This is a genomic window from Chitinophaga niastensis, from assembly GCF_003014755.1.
Lineage (GTDB): Bacteria > Bacteroidota > Bacteroidia > Chitinophagales > Chitinophagaceae > Chitinophaga > Chitinophaga niastensis.
Genome location: NZ_PYAW01000001.1, coordinates 503,732 through 521,764, shown reverse-complemented (window position 1 = coordinate 521,764; position 18,033 = coordinate 503,732). Strand labels below are relative to the sequence as shown.

Sequence of the window (18,033 nt, the reverse complement as noted above, 5' to 3'; positions counted from 1 at the left end):
AAAAACCAACTATCGTATGAGTCTTAAAAGAGTCGTATTATTACTCTTATTTGCCTGCTCGCTGCAAATGGCAGGGGCGCAAGGCAAGTATCAATGGAAAGAGGCCACTTCCGGAGGTTATACCTATAAGTACATCTCCAATGACCCCATGAAGGCCCGTTTGTATACCTTGAAAAACGGCCTGACAGTTATCCTGAGTGTAAATAATAAAGAGCCACGTATACAAACATTGATCGGTACCCGCGCAGGTAGCGATAATGATCCTAAAGATCATACAGGGCTGGCACACTACCTGGAGCATCTGTTGTTTAAAGGTACCAGTCAATATGGTTCCCTGGATTGGGCAAAAGAAAAGCCTTTAATAGACCAGGTATCTAACCTGTATGACAAGTACAACAAAACCGTTGATCCTGCTGCCCGCAAAGCGGTGTACCATGAAATTGACAGCGTTTCCGGTGTTGCTGCCAAATACGCAATTGCCAATGAATACGACAAAATGATGTCGGGCATGGGTGCGCAAGGTACCAACGCACATACCTGGGTGGAAGAAACCATTTACGAAGAAGATATTCCTTCCAACGCTATCGATAAATACCTGACCGTTCAGGCAGAACGCTTCAGGGATCCGGTTTTCCGCCTGTTCCATACTGAACTGGAAGCAGTGTACGAAGAAAAGAACCGTGGTCTGGATAATGACGGCCGCAAAGTATATGAAACAATGCTGGCTGCCCTGTTCCCCACACATAACTATGGTCAGCAATCTACCATTGGTACCGTGGAGCACCTTAAAAATCCAAACCTGAAGGCTATCCGCCAGTTCTATAATGAATACTATGTGCCTAACAACATGGCAGTGGTAATGGCAGGAGATTTTGATCCGGACTATGTAATCAAATCCATCGATCAGAAATTCAGTTACATGAAAACAACGCCGGTAAAGGAATATAAACCCGCTCCGGAAGCTCCTATCAAAGCACCTATCGTAAAAGAAGTATTCGGACCTGATGCAGAAAGCATTGATATTGCTTTCAGAATGCCAGGCGCGCTGGATACCAAATCTAACATAGTGTTGGGCGTAATGTCCAGCATCCTGCAAAATGGCAAAGCAGGTTTACTGGATCTGAATATCAACAAACAACAGAAAGTGCTCAATGCAAGTGCTAACTCCATGAGCCTGAAAGATTATTCTATTCTTTCCCTCAGCGGTAAAGCTAAACAAGGCCAAACACTGGAAGAAGTGAAAGCCCTGCTGCTGGGTCAGTTGGATATTCTGAAGAAAGGTGAATTTGACGAAACACTGGTGAAAGCCATTGTTAACAACGCGAAACTGGCTGAACTCCAGGGACTGGAAAGTAATAACAACCGCGCTACCTCCATGATGGATGGCTTCATTAAAAGCAAAGGCCAAAACTGGGCTTATGATGTAGCTTACGTAGATGATATGAGCAGTGTAACCAAAAAACAAATCGTTGATTATGCTAATAAATTTCTCAACGATAATTATGTAATTGTTTACAAACGTAAAGGAGAAGATAAAAACATTCAGAAAGTAGAGAAACCTGTTATCACACCGGTAGAAGTAAACCGTGAAGCACAATCTGCGTTCCTGAAAAAAATATCTGCTATTCCTGCAACACCAGTGAAGCCACAGTGGCTGGATTATGAAAAAGATATCCAGAAAACAACCATCGGTAATACTGAAATGATGTACGTACAGAATAAGGACAATGGCCTTTTCCGCTTGTACTATCGTTTTGATATGGGTAACTGGAATAATAAGAAACTGGCCCTGGCAGCGCAATACCTGCAATTCCTGAGCACAGATAAATATACTTCTGAGCAAATCAGCAAGGAATTCTACAACATTGCCTGCAACTTTAGTGTGTCTGCTACCAATGAAAACACATCTATTGTTATCAGTGGATTACAGGAGAATTTCGACAAAGCAGTAACCTTGTTTGAACACGTAATTGCTAACTGTAAACCTAACGAAGAAGCCCTTGCATCTTTGAAAGGACGCTTACAGAAATCACGTGCGGATAGTAAGCTGAATAAGGGCGCTATCATGAAAGGTGTAGTAAACTATGCCATGTATGGGGCTAAAAATCCGTTTAATAATCAGTTGAGCCAGGCGGAACTGGATGGCGTTACAGCTACTGAACTGACCAGCATACTGCACGAACTGCCTTCTTATAAACATACTATCATTTACTACGGTCCTGAGCCACTGGCGACTGTTGCAGCTGATGTGAAAAAACTGCACCCACTGCCTGCTGCTTTTAAAGAAGCGCCTGCTGCGGTGAAGTTTGCGAAAGATAACCAGGCTAAAAACCAGGTGTTGTTTGCAGATTATGATATGGTACAAACAGAAGTAAACTGGTTGAGAAATACAGATACTTATGATCCTGCTAAAACAGGTCTTATTATGTTATTCAACAGCTACTTCGGCGGTGGAATGGGCTCTATTGTGTTCCAGACCATCCGTGAATCCAAGGCACTGGCTTACTCCACATATGCTTACTATTCATCTCCCGATAAAAAAGGAGAGCGCTATTCTACAGTAGCTTACGTAGGTAGCCAGGCAGATAAAATGAATGATGCCGTAGTAGGTATGAACGAACTGCTGAACGATGTTCCCCGTTCCGATAAACTGTTGGAAACCGCTAAGGAAGGCCTGAAACAGGATATTGAAACAGAACGTATCACTAATGATGGTATAATCTTCAGTTATCTCGCTGCAAAAAAACTGGGACTGAATACAGACATCCGCAAACAGGTGTATGAAGCTATTCCAGGTATGAATTTCGGTGATGTGAAGAAATTCCATGACGAATACGTTGCTAATAAACCATATACTTATTGCATTGTTGCCTCTGAAAAGAAGGTTAGTCTGGACGACCTCAAGAAGTATGGAGAAGTGAAAAAACTCACTATGGAAGAGATTTTCGGATATTAATCTATCTAAATAAAAGGAACGAAGGCGCGGTGATTTATTCACCACGCCTTCTTTTTTTACAATAAACTATAGTCTGCCAGCGTTATCTGCATATTTAATTCACCTATGAAGAAGTGCTGTCATTACTGGCTTGTAGTCGCCCTGTTGCTACTGCCGCTAAGTGGATTTGTCAACGACAATGATTTGTATAACGTGCGATTAACTGTTGCCAACATTAATCCGGATAAAATTTTTCTATTGATTGATAAGAGCGATTACCGTTTGTATTTGTATGAAGATGTCACGTTGAGGAAAATCTACAAAGTGGTGTTTGGTAACCGCGACCAAACAGACAAATTAGTGGAAGGTGATCGTAAAACACCTGAGGGTACCTTCCATATTCTGAGCAAAAGATTTGATAAAAGCTGGAGCCGTTTTTTATTGCTGGATTATCCCAATGAGGATTCCTGGCTTAAATTTCACGAACGGCAATCAGCCGGAGAGTTATCGGCCAATGCCAGCATTGGTGGCGGTATTGGTATTCATGGGGTTGAATACAATTCCGGGATTCGGGATAACTATGTAGATAGCCGCATCAACTGGACGCTGGGCTGCATCAGCATGAAAACTGCCGATATAAATGAGCTGTATGAAATTATAAAAGTGGGAACACCGGTAGTGATACGCCGGTAAGATTTTTGCAGATAATTAAGTAGTGATTGGGGATGGCAGCAAGGCGGTGTATATTTATCGTTGAAAAGCAGCTTGTACGGCATCTAGTGGTGTAAATGAACTAATTAGGTTGTTGCACCATGACTCCAATATATCCGGCGGGTCAGATCCTGTGAAGAGCGCGCTCCACTCGTATGGTGCGCGCTTTTTTATTTCACGCAAAGGAGCAAAGGCACAAAGTAGCAAAGTCTGCAAGGAATTTTTTAAATATTTCCTTTGCGGACTTTGCTGCTTTGCGTGAAAATCTAAATATTTTACAGTTTTCCTTTTTTGATATCATCTACTACAGCAGGGTCCAGCAGGGTAGAAGTATCGCCTAAATTATCCAGGTCGTTTTCTGCAATCTTACGCAGGATACGACGCATGATTTTACCTGAACGGGTTTTAGGGAGGCCGCTTACTATCTGGATCTTGTCTGGTTTGGCAATAGGCCCAATGACACGGGCTACTGTTTGGGCAATATCTTTTTTAGTCAGTTCCGCATCATGTGTTAGTCTCTCCATAATCACATAAGCGTAGATGCCTTGTCCTTTGATATCATGAGGATATCCAACCACCGCACTTTCTACAACGCCAGCATGCATGTTGATAGCATTTTCTACTTCGGCAGTACCAATACGGTGGCCGCTTACATTGAGTACATCATCTACACGACCGGTAATGCGGTAATAGCCATCTTCATCTCTCATACAACCATCTCCGGTAAAGTAGAGATTTTCGTAGGTAGAGAAATATGTTTTGCGGAAGCGTTCATGATCGCCGTAGGTGGTGCGGAGCATACCAGGCCATGGGAATTTGATACAGAGGTTACCATTTACGCCATTGCCAATGATCTCTTTTCCGTTTTCATCCACCAGGATGGGTTGTACACCGGGAAGTGGAAGGGTGGCATATCCAGGCTTTTCTTTGGTAATGCCGGCAATGGGCGTGATCATAATACCACCGGTTTCAGTTTGCCACCAGGTATCTACAATAGGGCATCTGCCTTTACCGATATTATCTTTAAACCAATGCCATGCTTCTTCGTTGATAGGTTCACCTACGCTACCGAGTTTTTTCAGTGAGCTGAGATCCTTGTGGTTAACGGGTCCCAGGCCATAGCTCATCAAACTACGGATGGCTGTTGGTGCAGTATATAATGTGTTTACACGGAATTTATCCGTGATTTCCCACAACCTGCCCGCATCCGGATAGGTAGGCACCCCTTCGAACATGAGGGTGGTGGCGCCAGCGCTCAACGGACCGTATACAATATAGCTGTGACCGGTGATCCAGCCCACATCTGCAGTACAGAAGTAAACTTCACCAGGTTGATATTGGAAGGTATTTACAAAAGTATAATTGGCATATACCATGTAGCCTGCGCAAGTGTGGACCACTCCCTTAGGCTTTCCTGTAGAACCGGAGGTGTAAAGGATGAACAGGGTATCTTCTGCATCCATTTCTTCCGCCGCACAGGGAGGGTTGCCCATAGTTTCTACCTGTTTAATTTCATCTTCCCACCACAGGTCTCTGCCTTTCAGCATACTTACCGGCGTGCGGGTGCGGGTACAAACGATTACTTTTTTTACAGACGGACATGTCATCAACGCATCGTCTATCACTGATTTCAGCGGAATGTCCTTGGCGCCGCGGTATGCACCGTCGCAGGTGATAACCAGGTTGCATTGTGCATCCTGTATTCTATCGGCGATAGATTGCGCACTGAATCCGCCAAATACTACGGAATGGATAGCACCTATGCGTGCACAGGCCAGTACAGCAATAGCCAGCTCGGGAATCATTCCCATATAAATACATATACGGTCACCTTTTTTTACCCCGTTGTTTTTCAGCACATTGGCAAACTGACAAACTTTATTGTATAGGTCGCGGTAAGTGATGATACGATGGCGCTCTTCAGGATCATTGGGTTCCCAGATAATAGCGGGTGTATTGCCTAAAGTACCCAGATGACGATCCAGGCAGTTCTCTGTAATATTTAGTTTACCGCCGGTAAACCACTTGATTTCCGGATCCTTAAAGTTCCAGTCCAGCACTTTGTCCCATTTACGACGCCAGTAAAAATGGTCTGCTACATTGGCCCAGAAGGCTTCCGGGTCTACAATGCTTTGTTGATAAGCCTGTTGATAATCTTCGATACTCTTGATCTGATATGGGTACGACATAGCACCGTAATTGTTTATTGGTTTAAGTACACTTCCTAACGGGCATTAAATTTAAGAAAAACCAGATGGTTTAGTAGAAGAATTCTAAAAAATCATGTTAAAACCAGATTATTTTTCAATGTTGGATCGCAGATACCTGTAAATTTTAGCTTCTTCCGGGTTAGCAGGATTGCCTTGTTGCAGGTAACGTTTATAATAACGGGTAGCGGTGGGTTTATTTTTGAGATGCACCTCATAGATGCGACCAATGCTGTATTGGCGCAGGGGTTGGTGGAAAAGATAGTATGCCGTATCCAGGCTGGCAACAGCAGGCTTAAATTGATGAAGTCCTTCATAGTTGACAGCCATGCCGCTGTAATAACTGTCGAGGTTTTTAGATTTGGCCAGATTAATACAAACGAGCAACAGGTCATTACTCAATGTATATTTTTTCAGCTCCGTGTAAGCCATGGCAGCATAGTACATAATGGTTTCTGATTCTGCTTTATGTGCCACCAGGTAGGTGTACAGGTCAATACATTGCTGGTAATGTTTCAGATTAAAATAAGCAGCTGTAACATAGCTGAAGGTATTGGGTGAGGCGATGTTCATGCGCATCAACTGCTCGCCCAGAGTGGTGCAGCGCACATAATCTTTAAGAAAGAAGGAGGCCCTGACTGCTGTCATGATTACTGTCGGCTGCAATGAATCATTACGCAGGAAAGTACTGAGTATAGCATCTGCCCGGAGATAATTTTTCCTGTCTACCCATTCTTCTCCCAAACGTGCCACCACTTTAGGGTCTGTGGGGTTGAGGATATAAGCTTTTTGTAACCATATAAAAGCCGTATCAGGTTGTTGTGCTGCAAAGCAGGCAAAGCTTAGTTGTTTAAAGCCATTGGCATTGCCGGGTTGCAGCTGGGTAATACGTAAATAATGTGCGATGGCCGGCAAAGGATTTTCCTGTTGCATGCAGATGGTAGCCAGGTATTGATGGGCTACTATGTTGTTACTATCCAGTTGCAATACTTTTTCATAGTTGGCGGCGGCCTCCTTTATTTTACCTGCCAGGTAAAACGTATAGCCCAGAAGGGATAATTGTTTGCTGTCATCGGCCTGTACTTTGGGTTGCAGGTAGCTGATAGCGTTTTCATATTGCTGGTTTTGCAGGTATTCCATTAAAAGGGTCCTGTCTATCGTTTGTTGGGCCTGTGTGGGTTGAATGCTGCTGATCAGGAGGATCAGGCTGGCAAATAGGACTAAAGGGCGATGCATATAGGTACTTTATTTACTTTAAAACTAAGGTTTTAGTTTTAAAAAGAAAAAATTAGTTGATCGCTTTTTAAAAATAGTAAAGCCTCGTATTCCGGGGGTAGGAAAGCGAGGCTTTACGGGCTCCGGGTATTTTTATCGGAAGATGCTTTTACAGACAAGCGGATGAATATAGCGTATATTATTTTGCTGATACTTTCCGATATTTTTCCATGTATTCACCACCGGAAGCATACACTTCTTCCATAATTTCAATGATTTTCTGCTTTTCTGCATTGCTGAGTGCCGGAGTAATTTTTCCTTTCTCTTTAGGATTTGGTTTATCCTTTCCCCGCATTTTGCGATAAAAGGTTGGTGTGCTCCAATTACATTCTTCACATACTTTCTCCCTGAACAGGACAGGAAAACTGGAAAGTTTTGTGTGAATGTCAAGCAACACATTAATTGGTTCTTTGCTCATAGTGTGTGAGTTTACTTGATTATTGGATATGGTTAACAAATGAAATAGTGACGATTTTGAACATGCTTATATTTTCATTTTAGGTGTAAGCAAATATATTTATAATCATGCAATTTATAATTATAAAATTTTACTTTCCAGGAAAAAAATAATACCTGATATAACTCAATGCAGTAAAGGGTTCTGTGGAAATTAAAAGAAGTGTTTGCAAATATTTATTCCGTATCTCGTGTGTAGTATTTACACATTAATTGATAATAGTTTTTCTATCATTATCATTTTGTTTTTTTACTTATCAAATTGATAAATACCATCTCATTGTAATTTGACGTGTATGCGTTACTGTTAGTACCCCGGCATAACTAATCACTTGGGTTGCATACTTGTCTTTTTTTCAGCAGTTTGATATTTTTATTTACAAAATGAAATATAAATTGTTAAATTATACGGCAATAAGGCAGGTGTAGTCCTGTTTGTAGCATTATAATCTAAAACGTAAATGATGCAGTCGAGCCTGATACACATGGGTCAGCGGTTAAAGCAGATACTCAAACAGAAAAAAATTAAAATAGTAGATTTCGCAAAAATGGCGGGGTTTACCAATCAAATTGCGCACTATCACTTGCGGAAAGGCGATATGAAACGCGCCACCATGGACCGTTTCTGCACACTTATTGGAATTACGGTGGATGAATTTGTAAGATGGAATGGTGCGATGCAGTTGACCAACGGCAAAAATATTCACCATGGAAGTCGCCTCCAGAACGTTATTGCGGAAAAAGGGTTGAACAAAAGTAAGCTGGCAGGCCGTTTAAATATGAGCCGCCGCACGATGTATAACCTTTTTGAGAAGGAGAACTTCTCGCCCGATGAACTGGACCGGGTAGTAAAAGGATTGGATATGAGTGCGGAAGCATTCCTGAATCCCGGTGCCCTACAGGAATCCAGAAGTACTGATAGTGAAGAAATGATGATATTGAGAGAGAAATATTATAAACTGCTGGAAGAACATAACCTGTTGCTAAAAAGCCATGCTGCCCTGAAAGATGATGTGATCCATGTAAAAAAAGAATTAGCTGCCTGTCGGAAACAAAGCCCTGAAAAGAACGATTAATTATTTTTATTATAATGATATTTGTTGATAGTTTGTGCCCGACTAGTTTTAAATACTAATAGACCAGCTGCAATTTTGATAATTAATAATTTTTGCAGGAACTAAAAATTATTACATTTGTATACACAAATTGAGACCCCATCTCTTCATTTAAAACAGGTGTATATTAATGTCAGTTCTATATTATATCCATGCTGGCGCCAGGTTAAGGCGAATATTAAGACAAAAAGATGTTGTCATTCTTCATTATGCTAAAAAGGTAGGCCTCACCCCACAGGGATTGTACCGCTATTTTTCTCAGCCAGTTATTAAAAGAGAGAAGCTGGAAGTCTTGCTGGAGGCCGTCCCCATCACAAAAGCAGCCTTTTATCAATGGGATTCGCTGGATGATAGCCCTTTACACCAGGGTGAACTGTTGCTGTTATATCTTGTACAACGCAAAATAAAGGTTGGTCAGCTGGCAAGTCAGTTACATTTACAGGTATCTGAAATGAACGACTGGTGCGATTGTACACATTTTAGTACACAGCAGCTGGACCAACTCTATGAAGTATTAGGATTAACCCCTGCTTATTTTTCCGATCCGGCACAGGCACAGAAAGGGGTGAACTGGCTGGAAGCCTACCTGGATAAATGTATGGAAGCGCAGCAATACCTTCGTAAAGTGAGTTCACTGGAAAAAAAGTTAAATGCTTTGGAATCCAAACAAACAGGCCAGCCTTAAACCGCTTCCACATTGCTCAATGCAAAAAATGTGGCCACCTCTTCCCAGTTATTCACCCGTTTGTAATCTGTAAGTGTTACGTTGTGTGGTGCAGTAAACAATAACGGCGCTCCTTTAAAATAACGAAGATTTTTATCGTGGTCATCTATCATGTAATCTGCTTCCACAATTGTTTTAGAACCACAGAAAACAATATTGCGCCAGCTGATAAAAGAGAAATGCTCATTCAACCAGGCCAGTTTTTCCGCCAGTGACAGCGGAAATTCCATCGCAGCAGAAACTATAAATATTTCATGTTTTTCTGATAGTGCTTTAATTACTTCCTGACTACCAGCCATTACAGGTGCATTCCTGAAAAATCCTGGTGTGTTTAAAAATTTCAGCACAACGCCTTCCGGAAATCCACTGCCTTCCGGAATGCCGTCTAATGTAGCAGGATCAAGCTGTATCCCATATTCTTTTGCGTAGGTATCCAGGGAATGCTGCGTAAGATCTGCCATAACATTGTCCATGTCGATTGCTATTCTTGCTATAATTTGCTGTTTTTTGCGAAGTTATGCTGTTTTTAGCAAATTATTGCAAGAAGTTTCATAATATTGCATAAAATGGCATGAACATGTTGAAAGAGGAAAGGCTGGATTACATTCTGAAAAAGCTGCAAACAGATCATAAAGTACTGCAAACAGAGCTTAGCAGCGATTTGCAGGTATCTGAAGATACCGTGCGCCGGGACCTGGAATCCCTGGCCCTGAACGGACAGCTCATCAAAGTAAGAGGAGGAGCGATTCCGCACTCTCCCAATCCCTACTCTTTTAAAGAGCGTATTCAATACCACGAAGACGATAAAAAGCATATCGCCCATAAGGCATTGTCTTACCTGCATAACGGGCAAACTATTATCCTGGATGGTGGTACTTCTACCTTAACACTGGCCAAATTATTTCCCGCGAATCTGCATATCACAGTTATTACCAACAGCGTTCCCATAGTGGCACAGTTGATTGAACATCCATCAATAGCAATAATATTTACAGGGGGGTTGATAGGTAAGGATTCCCAGACAGCGGGAGGAATGGATACTATCCGCATGTTGCAGAAACTGCGCGCAGATATTTGTTTCCTTGGCATCTGCAGCCTGCATCCGGATGCGGGCGTAACAGGACTGGATCTGGGAGAAGCAGATGTGAAGAGTGCGATGGTGGAATCTGCCAACAAAACTATTGCCCTGGCTACCAGCGACAAAATGGGCACAGCCGAGCCTTTTAAAGTATGCGATATCACAGGTTTGGATACAATTATTACAGATAATCCTGACCTGCCTTCGCTGAAACCGTATCTAAACCTGGGTATACAGGTGATCTAATCCGCTTAACTTTTATCTGATAGGAGATGTTACAGGATCTAACGATGGTAATGAATAAAAGACATACGCGCATCGCTGTGAGCGCATTATTCTTTCTTACTGGTTTGTGCTTTGCCAGCTGGGCTTCCCGCATACCAGACATACAACAAACACTGGGTTTAAATGATGCCGGTTTAGGCGGCGTATTGCTGGCATTGCCGGTAGGCTCTATTATATCCTTGCCGCTGGCGGGTGTGCTGGTATCCAAATTTGGTAGCAGGCAGGTGCTCATCATTGCAGCAGTGGCCTATGGGGCTGTATTACCAGTGCTGGGCCTTGCCCAAACATCCTGGGAGCTGAGTATATTCCTCGTGTTTTTTGGTTTCTGTGGTAACCTGGCTAACATTGCGGTAAACACACAGGCAGTAGCCGTGGAAGCGATGTATGGCAGATCTGTTATGGCCTCTTTTCACGGATTGTGGAGTGTGGCCGGATTTACCGGTGCGGCTATAGGTACGGCCATGGTCGGATTACACCTGGCACCTGTTTATCATTTCCTGTTGATCACGGCTATTGCGTGGACCATTATCCTGCTTACCATGAACCGCATTGTACCGCATGTATCCAATGAAAACGGTAACCAGCCACTGTTTGGAAAGCCAGATATGTTTTTGCTCACACTGGGTATTATTGCGCTGTGCTCTATGATATGCGAGGGGACTATGTTTGATTGGAGTGGGGTGTATTTCAGAAGAGCGCTGCATGTTCGTGATGGCTTATCCGGCGCAGGTTACGCTGCCTTTATGAGCACCATGGCTTCCGGCCGTTTTGTGGCAGACAGGCTGACGACCAGGTTTGGCGTTAAAAAGATGTTGCTGCTGAGTGGAATACTAACGGCTACGGGTTTGATGGTAGCAGTTATTTTCCCTTACTTCCTGACGGCCATGTTTGGCTTTATGCTGGTGGGAGCAGGGGTTTCGGCAGTAGTACCATTGGTATACAGCGCTGCGGGAAGATCAACTGTATTATCTCCTGGTATGGCGCTGGCAACGGTGTCTACGATAGGTTATCTGGGCTTTCTGTTTGGTCCGCCCTTAATCGGATTTGTAGCGCAGGCTACCAGTCTGGGGGTGTCGTTTTCGATGATCGCAGTTATGGGAGCAGCTATTGCAGTGATGTCTTCCAGAATAAAATTATAACGTTTATAAGGCCACTGCTCCGGTTTTACGGGGCAGTGTGCTGAATGACAGCTCTTCTTCCCGGTGATCTATCACCAGAAAATATTCACCTGTACCTGCTGTAAATGGAGGTATTTGCATCCTGGAAAGTTCAATAAGCAAGGGTTCCGGCTCATGATCAAAAGGTACAAGACGGATGAGTGGATGTAAACCTTCTTCATTAACAGGGGCATTTAGTAATGCTGTTCTCGGCAAAAATTTTAATTCATTAATCGCCAGCTCCATAGCTACAATCTCACCCAGGTAAGGGTTTTGCAGGGAACCTGTTGTTATCTGCTGTAATAAAAAATCGCCAAATAAAGTTATCTCCCGCTTAAACTGTAAATCAGATTTATTGCATATCTCCCAGAACTCTTCGGCCAGCGGAATCAACGCGGGGCCTAATAATAAGCAGGTATAAGGCAGCATGGTATAAATAGGCGTGATCCTGTTTACACGATACAACGTACAGCTAACCGACATCCCCTGTTGATGCACCACTGTTTTTAATCGTGTTACTTCGCGCGGGGTGAGGTCGTACCTGGAGAGGGTTTCGGCCGGATGTGCACGCACCTGTAAACATAATTGTGGTGAGGCAATCAGGTCTGTTAATGCTTTCTGAAATGATAACAGTGACATATGTTTCAGCTATGATGTAAGTTCCAGGCCGCTTTAGCCCTGTTTAATTCCTGCGTAATTCCGTCAAACTGCAGCAGGTGAAAATAAGATTCATGAAATTCGAAAGTGATACCGCACAGATTAGGAACTAACGGTAACGTATAATCGAGCAATTCCCAAACTGCCGGTGGACAAGGGCCTGCATGAGAATCGGTATACATACCACCCAGGTCATTACCGCCTGCAATATGTATTTCTATTACTTTATCCAGCGCCAGTTGCGCAATGAAATCTTTTGCATCAAAATGATGGTTCACGGCATTTGTATATACGTTGTGTATATCCAGCAGCAGGCCGCAGGACGTATCCTGCGATAGTTCATTCAGGAATGTTGTTTCGGTAAGTTCCTGATCCGGTAAATCAATGAAGTATACATTGTTCTCTACAAGGAAAGGCGTGTTGATGATACGTTTGATAGCATTGATGCGTCCACCTATCATATCCAGTACTTCATAATCGTAGGGTACTGGTACCGCCAGTCCTGCATTGTGCTCCTCCTGCCGGTCGTTATGCACCTTTACAAAGGAGAGATGGTCGCTATGCCATTTGAAGGAATAACGTTCATGCCATTCTTTCATTTTTTGCAGATAGTTTTTGTCGAAGATGCCTGCACTTCCCAGTGAGTAGGAGATATTATGAGATGTTAACGGGTACCTTGAAGCTATTTTATCCAGCACTTTCATCCAGGATTCGATCTCTTCAAATCTTGGTTGGTGGCTGTTTCCGTGGTCTGTCCAAAACATGTCCGGAATAATTTCCACATAATCGCAGCTATCAGGACATGCATCCAGGTAGAGTTCCAGCGAAGGGTTGTACAAGAGGCCCACACCCAGCTGTGGAATAGTTTTATTGTAGAGATGACCTATCCTGGCCGGAGATAATAATTGTGACATGGCGAGAAGGTTTAGCAACCGTCCCGGCTATACCGGGACGGTGTAAAAGATTAATGCTGAGCAACTGCATCCTTGATGACAGCCATTTTGTCGAGGTCTACTTTAATTACCTTTTCCAGCTGTTCGCGAATGTTGAAATGTACGCCAGATAAGCATGCCTGGCAACCACGGGGATTAATTTGTTTTATTACCATTGTCTGTAATTTGGTAATGTCTTCCATTTTGGTGCCTTTAGGCACGGCAAGATCAACATGACCATTGTCTCCATAGTGAACTTCAGCTGTACGCATGACATTAAGTTTTGGGGGTGTAAAAAGTGTAGAAAACAGATTGGAATTACTCCCTGTACGCAGGGCTGTTGTAGTATTTAGTGCCAGTCTTTTGGGGGTGCGCACGCAAATATTTAATTGCGGACAATAAAGTTAGGATAATATGGCGAGATGAGGATGAGTAATTATACTGGAAAACAGCGCTAGCGCCTGCTAGCTGCCTGGAGGGAACATGCTTAACCTGTCTACCAGTACTGCTGTATGCTTCAATAATTTTTCAATTTGTTTTTCATCCTCCAGCAATGTGTTCAATTTTAACTGTAGATAGAATTTTAATGTGATAGCATCTTCATAATCTGTTTCCAACGTTAATGATCTGCCGAAATCCGGATCCAGTAAGTATTCCAGTTGAGGAGTAATGTCTGCAATTACGGATGTGGGTTTGACAATAGTGATAAATGTTTTATCAAAATTGGCGTAGCCTGTTTGTACTTTATGCCGGTTTAATAAACTGAGAAGATTATAGACGTAGCCGGCATTATATATTTTTAGCTTGTTGTGTTGTTGAGGAAGTTCCATAAGCAACACAGTTTTCCCGCAGTATATGTGTCCTACCAATCGGGGATCTCCTGTGTCCCACCGAAATTTGTATTGCTCGATGTAATCATTCCTTGTATTATTCCATGAAAAACGAAGACGACTATCTTTTTGCTGATAATTTAAATCAAATGTAAAGCTATAATTAGGCTGATCTTTGTCTCCTTCAATGTAATTTGCCTTATGCCCGTATTTCCCTAAAATAACCTCCCAGGGATGTAGCTCTTCTTCCATAAAACTTAGTAAATAACCTTCCTAAATGATATAATTATTATATGTAAAACTAGCGCTATTCAACATCTTTCAAAAAAATCTTACCGGCAAACGAAACTTTTTTCGCTTTATAATTTTCAAATCCCGTAACTTTGCACGATTTTTTTGTTCCTTCAAACGGCGGAAAAATCAATTTGGTTTTTCATTTTCAATAGATTACACAAATGCCAAAAGACTCATCTATCAAATCTGTACTCATTATCGGTTCTGGACCCATTATTATTGGTCAGGCTTGCGAATTTGACTATTCCGGTTCCCAGGCAGCACGTTCGCTGCGGGAAGAAGGAATTAAAGTGATATTGATTAATTCCAACCCGGCCACCATCATGACGGATCCAATGATGGCTGATAAGGTTTATTTGCTACCACTGACCGTGGAAAGCATTGAGCAGATCCTGGAAGAAAACCAGATAGATGCCGTATTACCCACTATGGGCGGCCAAACTGCACTGAACCTTTGTAAAGAAGTGGACGAGCTGGGAATATGGGAAAAATTCAATTGCCGCCTGATTGGTGTGGACATCAAAGCCATCGATAAAGCAGAAGACCGTGAACAGTTCCGTCAGTGGATGATTCAGCTGGGAATAGCTGTTGCGCCTGCAAGAACTGCTAACTCCTTCCTGGAAGGTAAAGAGTTTGCACAGGAAATAGGCTTTCCACTGGTAATCCGTCCTTCCTTTACCCTGGGTGGTACAGGAGGCGGTTTCGTACACGCAAAAGAAGACCTGGATGAAGCCCTGGACCGTGGTTTGAAAGCTTCTCCTATTCATGAAGTACTGGTGGAAAAAGCCGTAATCGGATGGAAAGAATATGAGCTGGAACTGTTGCGCGACAAAAATGATAACGTTGTTATCATTTGTACCGTAGAGAACCTGGATCCTATGGGTATCCACACAGGCGATTCCATCACCGTAGCACCTGCCATGACCCTGAGCGATACAGCTTTCCAGGACATGCGTAACAAGGCAATGATGATGATGCGTGACCTCGGCAATTTTGCCGGTGGTTGTAACGTACAGTTTTCCCTGAACCCTGAAAACGAAGAGCTGATTGCCATTGAAATCAATCCGCGCGTAAGCCGCTCTTCTGCACTGGCGTCTAAAGCTACGGGTTACCCAATCGCTAAGATTGCGGCTAAACTGGCGATAGGCTATACTTTGGATGAACTGGAAAATCAGATCACCAAAACCACCTCTGCTTTCTTTGAACCAGCTTTGGATTACGTGATTGTAAAAATGCCACGCTGGAACTTTGATAAATTTAAAGGTGCTGATGATACTTTAGGATTGCAAATGAAATCCGTTGGTGAAGTAATGGCAATTGGCCGTACTTTCCCGGAAGCACTGCAAAAAGCCTGTCAGAGCCTGGAGAACGATGCACTCGGTCTTGGCTACTACGGTAAATCACTCCTGAAAAGCGAACAGCTGATAGAGAAATTAAAACGTCCTACCTGGGATCGTATCTTCCGTATCAAAGATGCTTTGATGGCGGGTGTATCTGTAAAACATATTCATCAGCTTACATTCATCGACCGCTGGTTCCTGCACCAGATACAGGATATCGTAAATCTGGAGAAACAACTGCTGGAGCATGATCTACAGAGCGTTCCCTTTGAAATGCTGAAAGATGCAAAGAAAATGGGCTTCTCCGATGCACAGCTGTCGATCCTGTTTGGCGACTGTGAAGAAGACGAAGTATATGCAAAACGTAAAGAACTCAACATCAGGCGTACCTTCAAAATGGTAGATACCTGCAGTGCTGAATTTGAAGCAAAAACGCCTTACTTCTACTCTACGTTTGATACCGAAAACGAAAGCAAGCGTACTGATAAGAAAAAGATTATCGTACTGGGTTCCGGTCCTAACAGAATTGGCCAGGGTATTGAGTTTGACTACTGCTGTACACATGGATTGCAAGCCATTCAGGATTGCGGTTATGAAGCTATCATGGTGAACTGTAACCCTGAAACAGTTTCCACAGACTTTGACATGGCAGATAAGCTCTACTTTGAGCCTGTGTTCTGGGAAAATCTCTGGGAAATCATTGAGCTGGAAAAACCTGAAGGGGTGATTGTTCAGCTGGGTGGACAAACAGCATTGAAACTGGCTAAGCGCCTGGAAGAAAAAGGAGTGAAGATAATAGGTACCTCCTTCGATAACATGGATATTGCAGAAGACCGCGGTCGTTTCTCCGACATGTTAAAAGAACTGGGTATTCCTTACCCTAAATATGGTACTGCGTACAACACAGATGATGCTATTGATGTAGCAAAAGAAGTGGGTTACCCGGTACTGGTACGCCCTTCCTACGTATTAGGCGGTCAGCGTATGAGAATTGTGATCAACGAAGAAGAACTGGAAGAATCCGTACTGAGTTTGCTGAGACATTTACCAGGTAATAAAATATTGATTGATCACTTCCTGGATCGTTGTCAGGAAGCGGAGATAGATGGTATTTTTGATGGTACAGACTTCCATGTAATGGGTGTGATGGAACACATTGAACCAGCCGGTATCCACAGTGGTGATAGCCATGCGTTGCTGCCTGCCTTCAACCTTACGCCGATAGAAGTTACCACCATGGAGTTCTATGCAGAGAAGATTGCACGTGCACTGAATATCCGCGGTTTGATCAACATACAATTTGCCATCAAAGACGGACTGGTATGTGTGATTGAAGCTAATCCGCGTGCTTCCCGTACTACACCGTTTATCGCCAAAGCTTACCAGGTACCTTACCTGAACATTGCTACCAAAGTAATGATAGGTGCTAATATGCTGAAAGACTTCACTATTGAAAAGAAGCTCACTGGCTTTGCTATCAAGGAACCAGTATTCTCTTTCAATAAATTTCCGGGCGTAAACAAAGAGCTCGGACCTGAAATGAAATCAACAGGAGAAGCGATCCGCTTTATCAAAGATTTGCGCGATCCTTACTTCAGACAGTTGTACAAAGAGAAGAGCATGTATCTGAGCAAGTAATATTTTGTAAGATAACTATTGAGAAGAAACCCTTCCAGCTTATGTTGGGAGGGTTTTTTGTGTTAATGAAAACAGGTAGTTGGTACCTGCTGAAAATAACAGAGCCTGATAAAAATCAGGCTCCTTCTTTTCCCTCAAAATAACCATTAAAGACACGACTATTGCATCTTGATACGATACAAATAGCGTGACCGGTAATGCAGTTTACAAATAATATCATATTTAAAAGGGATGTTAACTAATCAATAACAGATGAGGAAATACATAATATAATAATAATTGATTATCAGTTTATTAATGAAAGATTAATAATAGGTACTCTTTTTAAAATGAACTTCATATTGCGAAAGTTTTCATGTTATCATACATACATATTATATGCTTAAAATGGGGCTGCTA

The 18,033-nt window shown here is 42.7% G+C and carries 15 protein-coding genes; 7 read left to right on the top strand and 8 right to left on the bottom strand.

The features are described 5' to 3' along the window. The first annotated feature begins 16 nt into the window (after positions 1-16). Together CLV51_RS02190 and CLV51_RS02185 are read left to right on the top strand one after the other, a co-directional pair. On the top strand, positions 17-2,956 hold the full coding sequence (locus tag CLV51_RS02190; protein ID WP_106526373.1) for a M16 family metallopeptidase: 2,940 nt from the start codon (positions 17-19) through the stop codon (positions 2,954-2,956). 105 nt (positions 2,957-3,061) lie between these two features. Then, positions 3,062-3,628 (top strand): L,D-transpeptidase family protein, encoded by a 567-nt coding sequence (locus tag CLV51_RS02185; RefSeq protein ID WP_106526372.1) that lies wholly within the window; start codon positions 3,062-3,064, stop codon positions 3,626-3,628. A 293-nt stretch (positions 3,629-3,921) separates the two neighbouring features. Here the strand turns inward: CLV51_RS02185 and acs are convergent, their stop codons facing one another. The 3 genes from acs to CLV51_RS02170 all read right to left on the bottom strand — a co-directional run bounded on the left by acs (position 3,922) and on the right by CLV51_RS02170 (position 7,546). Beyond that, positions 3,922-5,835 (bottom strand): acetate--CoA ligase, encoded by a 1,914-nt coding sequence (gene acs / locus CLV51_RS02180; protein WP_106526371.1) that lies wholly within the window; start codon positions 5,833-5,835, stop codon positions 3,922-3,924. A gap of 108 nt (positions 5,836-5,943) precedes the next feature. Then, entirely contained in the window at positions 5,944-7,089 is a 1,146-nt protein-coding gene (locus tag CLV51_RS02175; RefSeq protein WP_106526370.1) for a tetratricopeptide repeat protein, read from the bottom strand. A gap of 178 nt (positions 7,090-7,267) precedes the next feature. After that, a complete protein-coding gene (locus tag CLV51_RS02170; protein ID WP_106526369.1) occupies positions 7,268-7,546 on the bottom strand; it encodes a hypothetical protein in 279 nt (92 codons plus the stop codon). Positions 7,547-8,045: 499 nt separating this feature from the next. On the opposite strand from CLV51_RS02170, the gene CLV51_RS02165 reads away from it, so the two are divergent. Further along, complete coding sequence (locus CLV51_RS02165; protein WP_106526368.1) at positions 8,046-8,660, top strand: helix-turn-helix domain-containing protein; 615 nt, start codon at positions 8,046-8,048, stop codon at positions 8,658-8,660. Positions 8,661-8,829: 169 nt separating this feature from the next. Beyond that, the gene (locus CLV51_RS02160) at positions 8,830-9,384 is read left to right on the top strand and encodes a hypothetical protein (RefSeq protein ID WP_106526367.1); all 555 of its coding nucleotides are present in this window, start codon (positions 8,830-8,832) and stop codon (positions 9,382-9,384) included. On the opposite strand, the gene CLV51_RS02155 is transcribed toward CLV51_RS02160, so the two are convergent. Continuing rightward, entirely contained in the window at positions 9,381-9,896 is a 516-nt protein-coding gene (locus CLV51_RS02155; protein ID WP_106526366.1) for a 5' nucleotidase, NT5C type, read from the bottom strand. The genes CLV51_RS02160 and CLV51_RS02155 overlap by 4 nt on opposite strands. A gap of 104 nt (positions 9,897-10,000) precedes the next feature. Between CLV51_RS02155 and CLV51_RS02150 the strand changes: the two genes are divergently transcribed. Both CLV51_RS02150 and CLV51_RS02145 read left to right on the top strand, forming a co-directional pair. Further along, complete coding sequence (locus CLV51_RS02150) at positions 10,001-10,747, top strand: DeoR/GlpR family DNA-binding transcription regulator (RefSeq protein WP_106526365.1); 747 nt, start codon at positions 10,001-10,003, stop codon at positions 10,745-10,747. Positions 10,748-10,773: 26 nt separating this feature from the next. After that, positions 10,774-11,925 (top strand): MFS transporter, encoded by a 1,152-nt coding sequence (locus CLV51_RS02145; protein ID WP_106526364.1) that lies wholly within the window; start codon positions 10,774-10,776, stop codon positions 11,923-11,925. Between the two features lie 3 nt (positions 11,926-11,928). On the opposite strand, the gene CLV51_RS02140 is transcribed toward CLV51_RS02145, so the two are convergent. The 4 genes from CLV51_RS02140 to CLV51_RS28855 form a co-directional block, all read right to left on the bottom strand. Next, positions 11,929-12,582, bottom strand: a complete 654-nt coding sequence (locus tag CLV51_RS02140) for a hypothetical protein (protein WP_106526363.1) — start codon at positions 12,580-12,582, stop codon at positions 11,929-11,931. Between the two features lie 5 nt (positions 12,583-12,587). After that, positions 12,588-13,514, bottom strand: coding sequence for an MbnB/TglH/ChrH family RiPP precursor modification enzyme (locus CLV51_RS02135; protein WP_106526362.1), 927 nt, complete (start codon positions 13,512-13,514; stop codon positions 12,588-12,590). A 50-nt stretch (positions 13,515-13,564) separates the two neighbouring features. Continuing rightward, positions 13,565-13,804 (bottom strand): hypothetical protein, encoded by a 240-nt coding sequence (locus tag CLV51_RS02130; protein WP_106526361.1) that lies wholly within the window; start codon positions 13,802-13,804, stop codon positions 13,565-13,567. Positions 13,805-13,996: 192 nt separating this feature from the next. After that, a complete protein-coding gene (locus tag CLV51_RS28855) occupies positions 13,997-14,362 on the bottom strand; it encodes a hypothetical protein (RefSeq protein ID WP_146151210.1) in 366 nt (121 codons plus the stop codon). Between the two features lie 455 nt (positions 14,363-14,817). Between CLV51_RS28855 and carB the strand changes: the two genes are divergently transcribed. Then, complete coding sequence (gene carB, locus CLV51_RS02120; RefSeq protein ID WP_106526359.1) at positions 14,818-17,634, top strand: carbamoyl-phosphate synthase large subunit; 2,817 nt, start codon at positions 14,818-14,820, stop codon at positions 17,632-17,634. Positions 17,635-18,033: the final 399 nt, after the last annotated feature.

Excerpts from the sequence above, each read along its gene's own strand:
- CLV51_RS02190 (WP_106526373.1), top strand. The coding sequence starts at position 17 with ATGAGTCTTAAAAGAGTCGTATTATTACTCTTATTTGCCTGCTCGCTG.
- CLV51_RS02185 (WP_106526372.1), top strand. The coding sequence starts at position 3,062 with ATGAAGAAGTGCTGTCATTACTGGCTTGTAGTCGCCCTGTTGCTACTG.
- acs (WP_106526371.1), bottom strand. The coding sequence starts at position 5,835 with ATGTCGTACCCATATCAGATCAAGAGTATCGAAGATTATCAACAGGCT.
- CLV51_RS02175 (WP_106526370.1), bottom strand. The coding sequence starts at position 7,089 with ATGCATCGCCCTTTAGTCCTATTTGCCAGCCTGATCCTCCTGATCAGC.
- CLV51_RS02170 (WP_106526369.1), bottom strand. The coding sequence starts at position 7,546 with ATGAGCAAAGAACCAATTAATGTGTTGCTTGACATTCACACAAAACTT.
- CLV51_RS02165 (WP_106526368.1), top strand. The coding sequence starts at position 8,046 with ATGATGCAGTCGAGCCTGATACACATGGGTCAGCGGTTAAAGCAGATA.
- CLV51_RS02160 (WP_106526367.1), top strand. The coding sequence starts at position 8,830 with ATGTCAGTTCTATATTATATCCATGCTGGCGCCAGGTTAAGGCGAATA.
- CLV51_RS02155 (WP_106526366.1), bottom strand. The coding sequence starts at position 9,896 with ATGGACAATGTTATGGCAGATCTTACGCAGCATTCCCTGGATACCTAC.
- CLV51_RS02150 (WP_106526365.1), top strand. The coding sequence starts at position 10,001 with ATGTTGAAAGAGGAAAGGCTGGATTACATTCTGAAAAAGCTGCAAACA.
- CLV51_RS02145 (WP_106526364.1), top strand. The coding sequence starts at position 10,774 with ATGTTACAGGATCTAACGATGGTAATGAATAAAAGACATACGCGCATC.
- CLV51_RS02140 (WP_106526363.1), bottom strand. The coding sequence starts at position 12,582 with ATGTCACTGTTATCATTTCAGAAAGCATTAACAGACCTGATTGCCTCA.
- CLV51_RS02135 (WP_106526362.1), bottom strand. The coding sequence starts at position 13,514 with ATGTCACAATTATTATCTCCGGCCAGGATAGGTCATCTCTACAATAAA.
- CLV51_RS02130 (WP_106526361.1), bottom strand. The coding sequence starts at position 13,804 with ATGCGTACAGCTGAAGTTCACTATGGAGACAATGGTCATGTTGATCTT.
- CLV51_RS28855 (WP_146151210.1), bottom strand. The coding sequence starts at position 14,362 with ATGGAACTTCCTCAACAACACAACAAGCTAAAAATATATAATGCCGGC.
- carB (WP_106526359.1), top strand. The coding sequence starts at position 14,818 with ATGCCAAAAGACTCATCTATCAAATCTGTACTCATTATCGGTTCTGGA.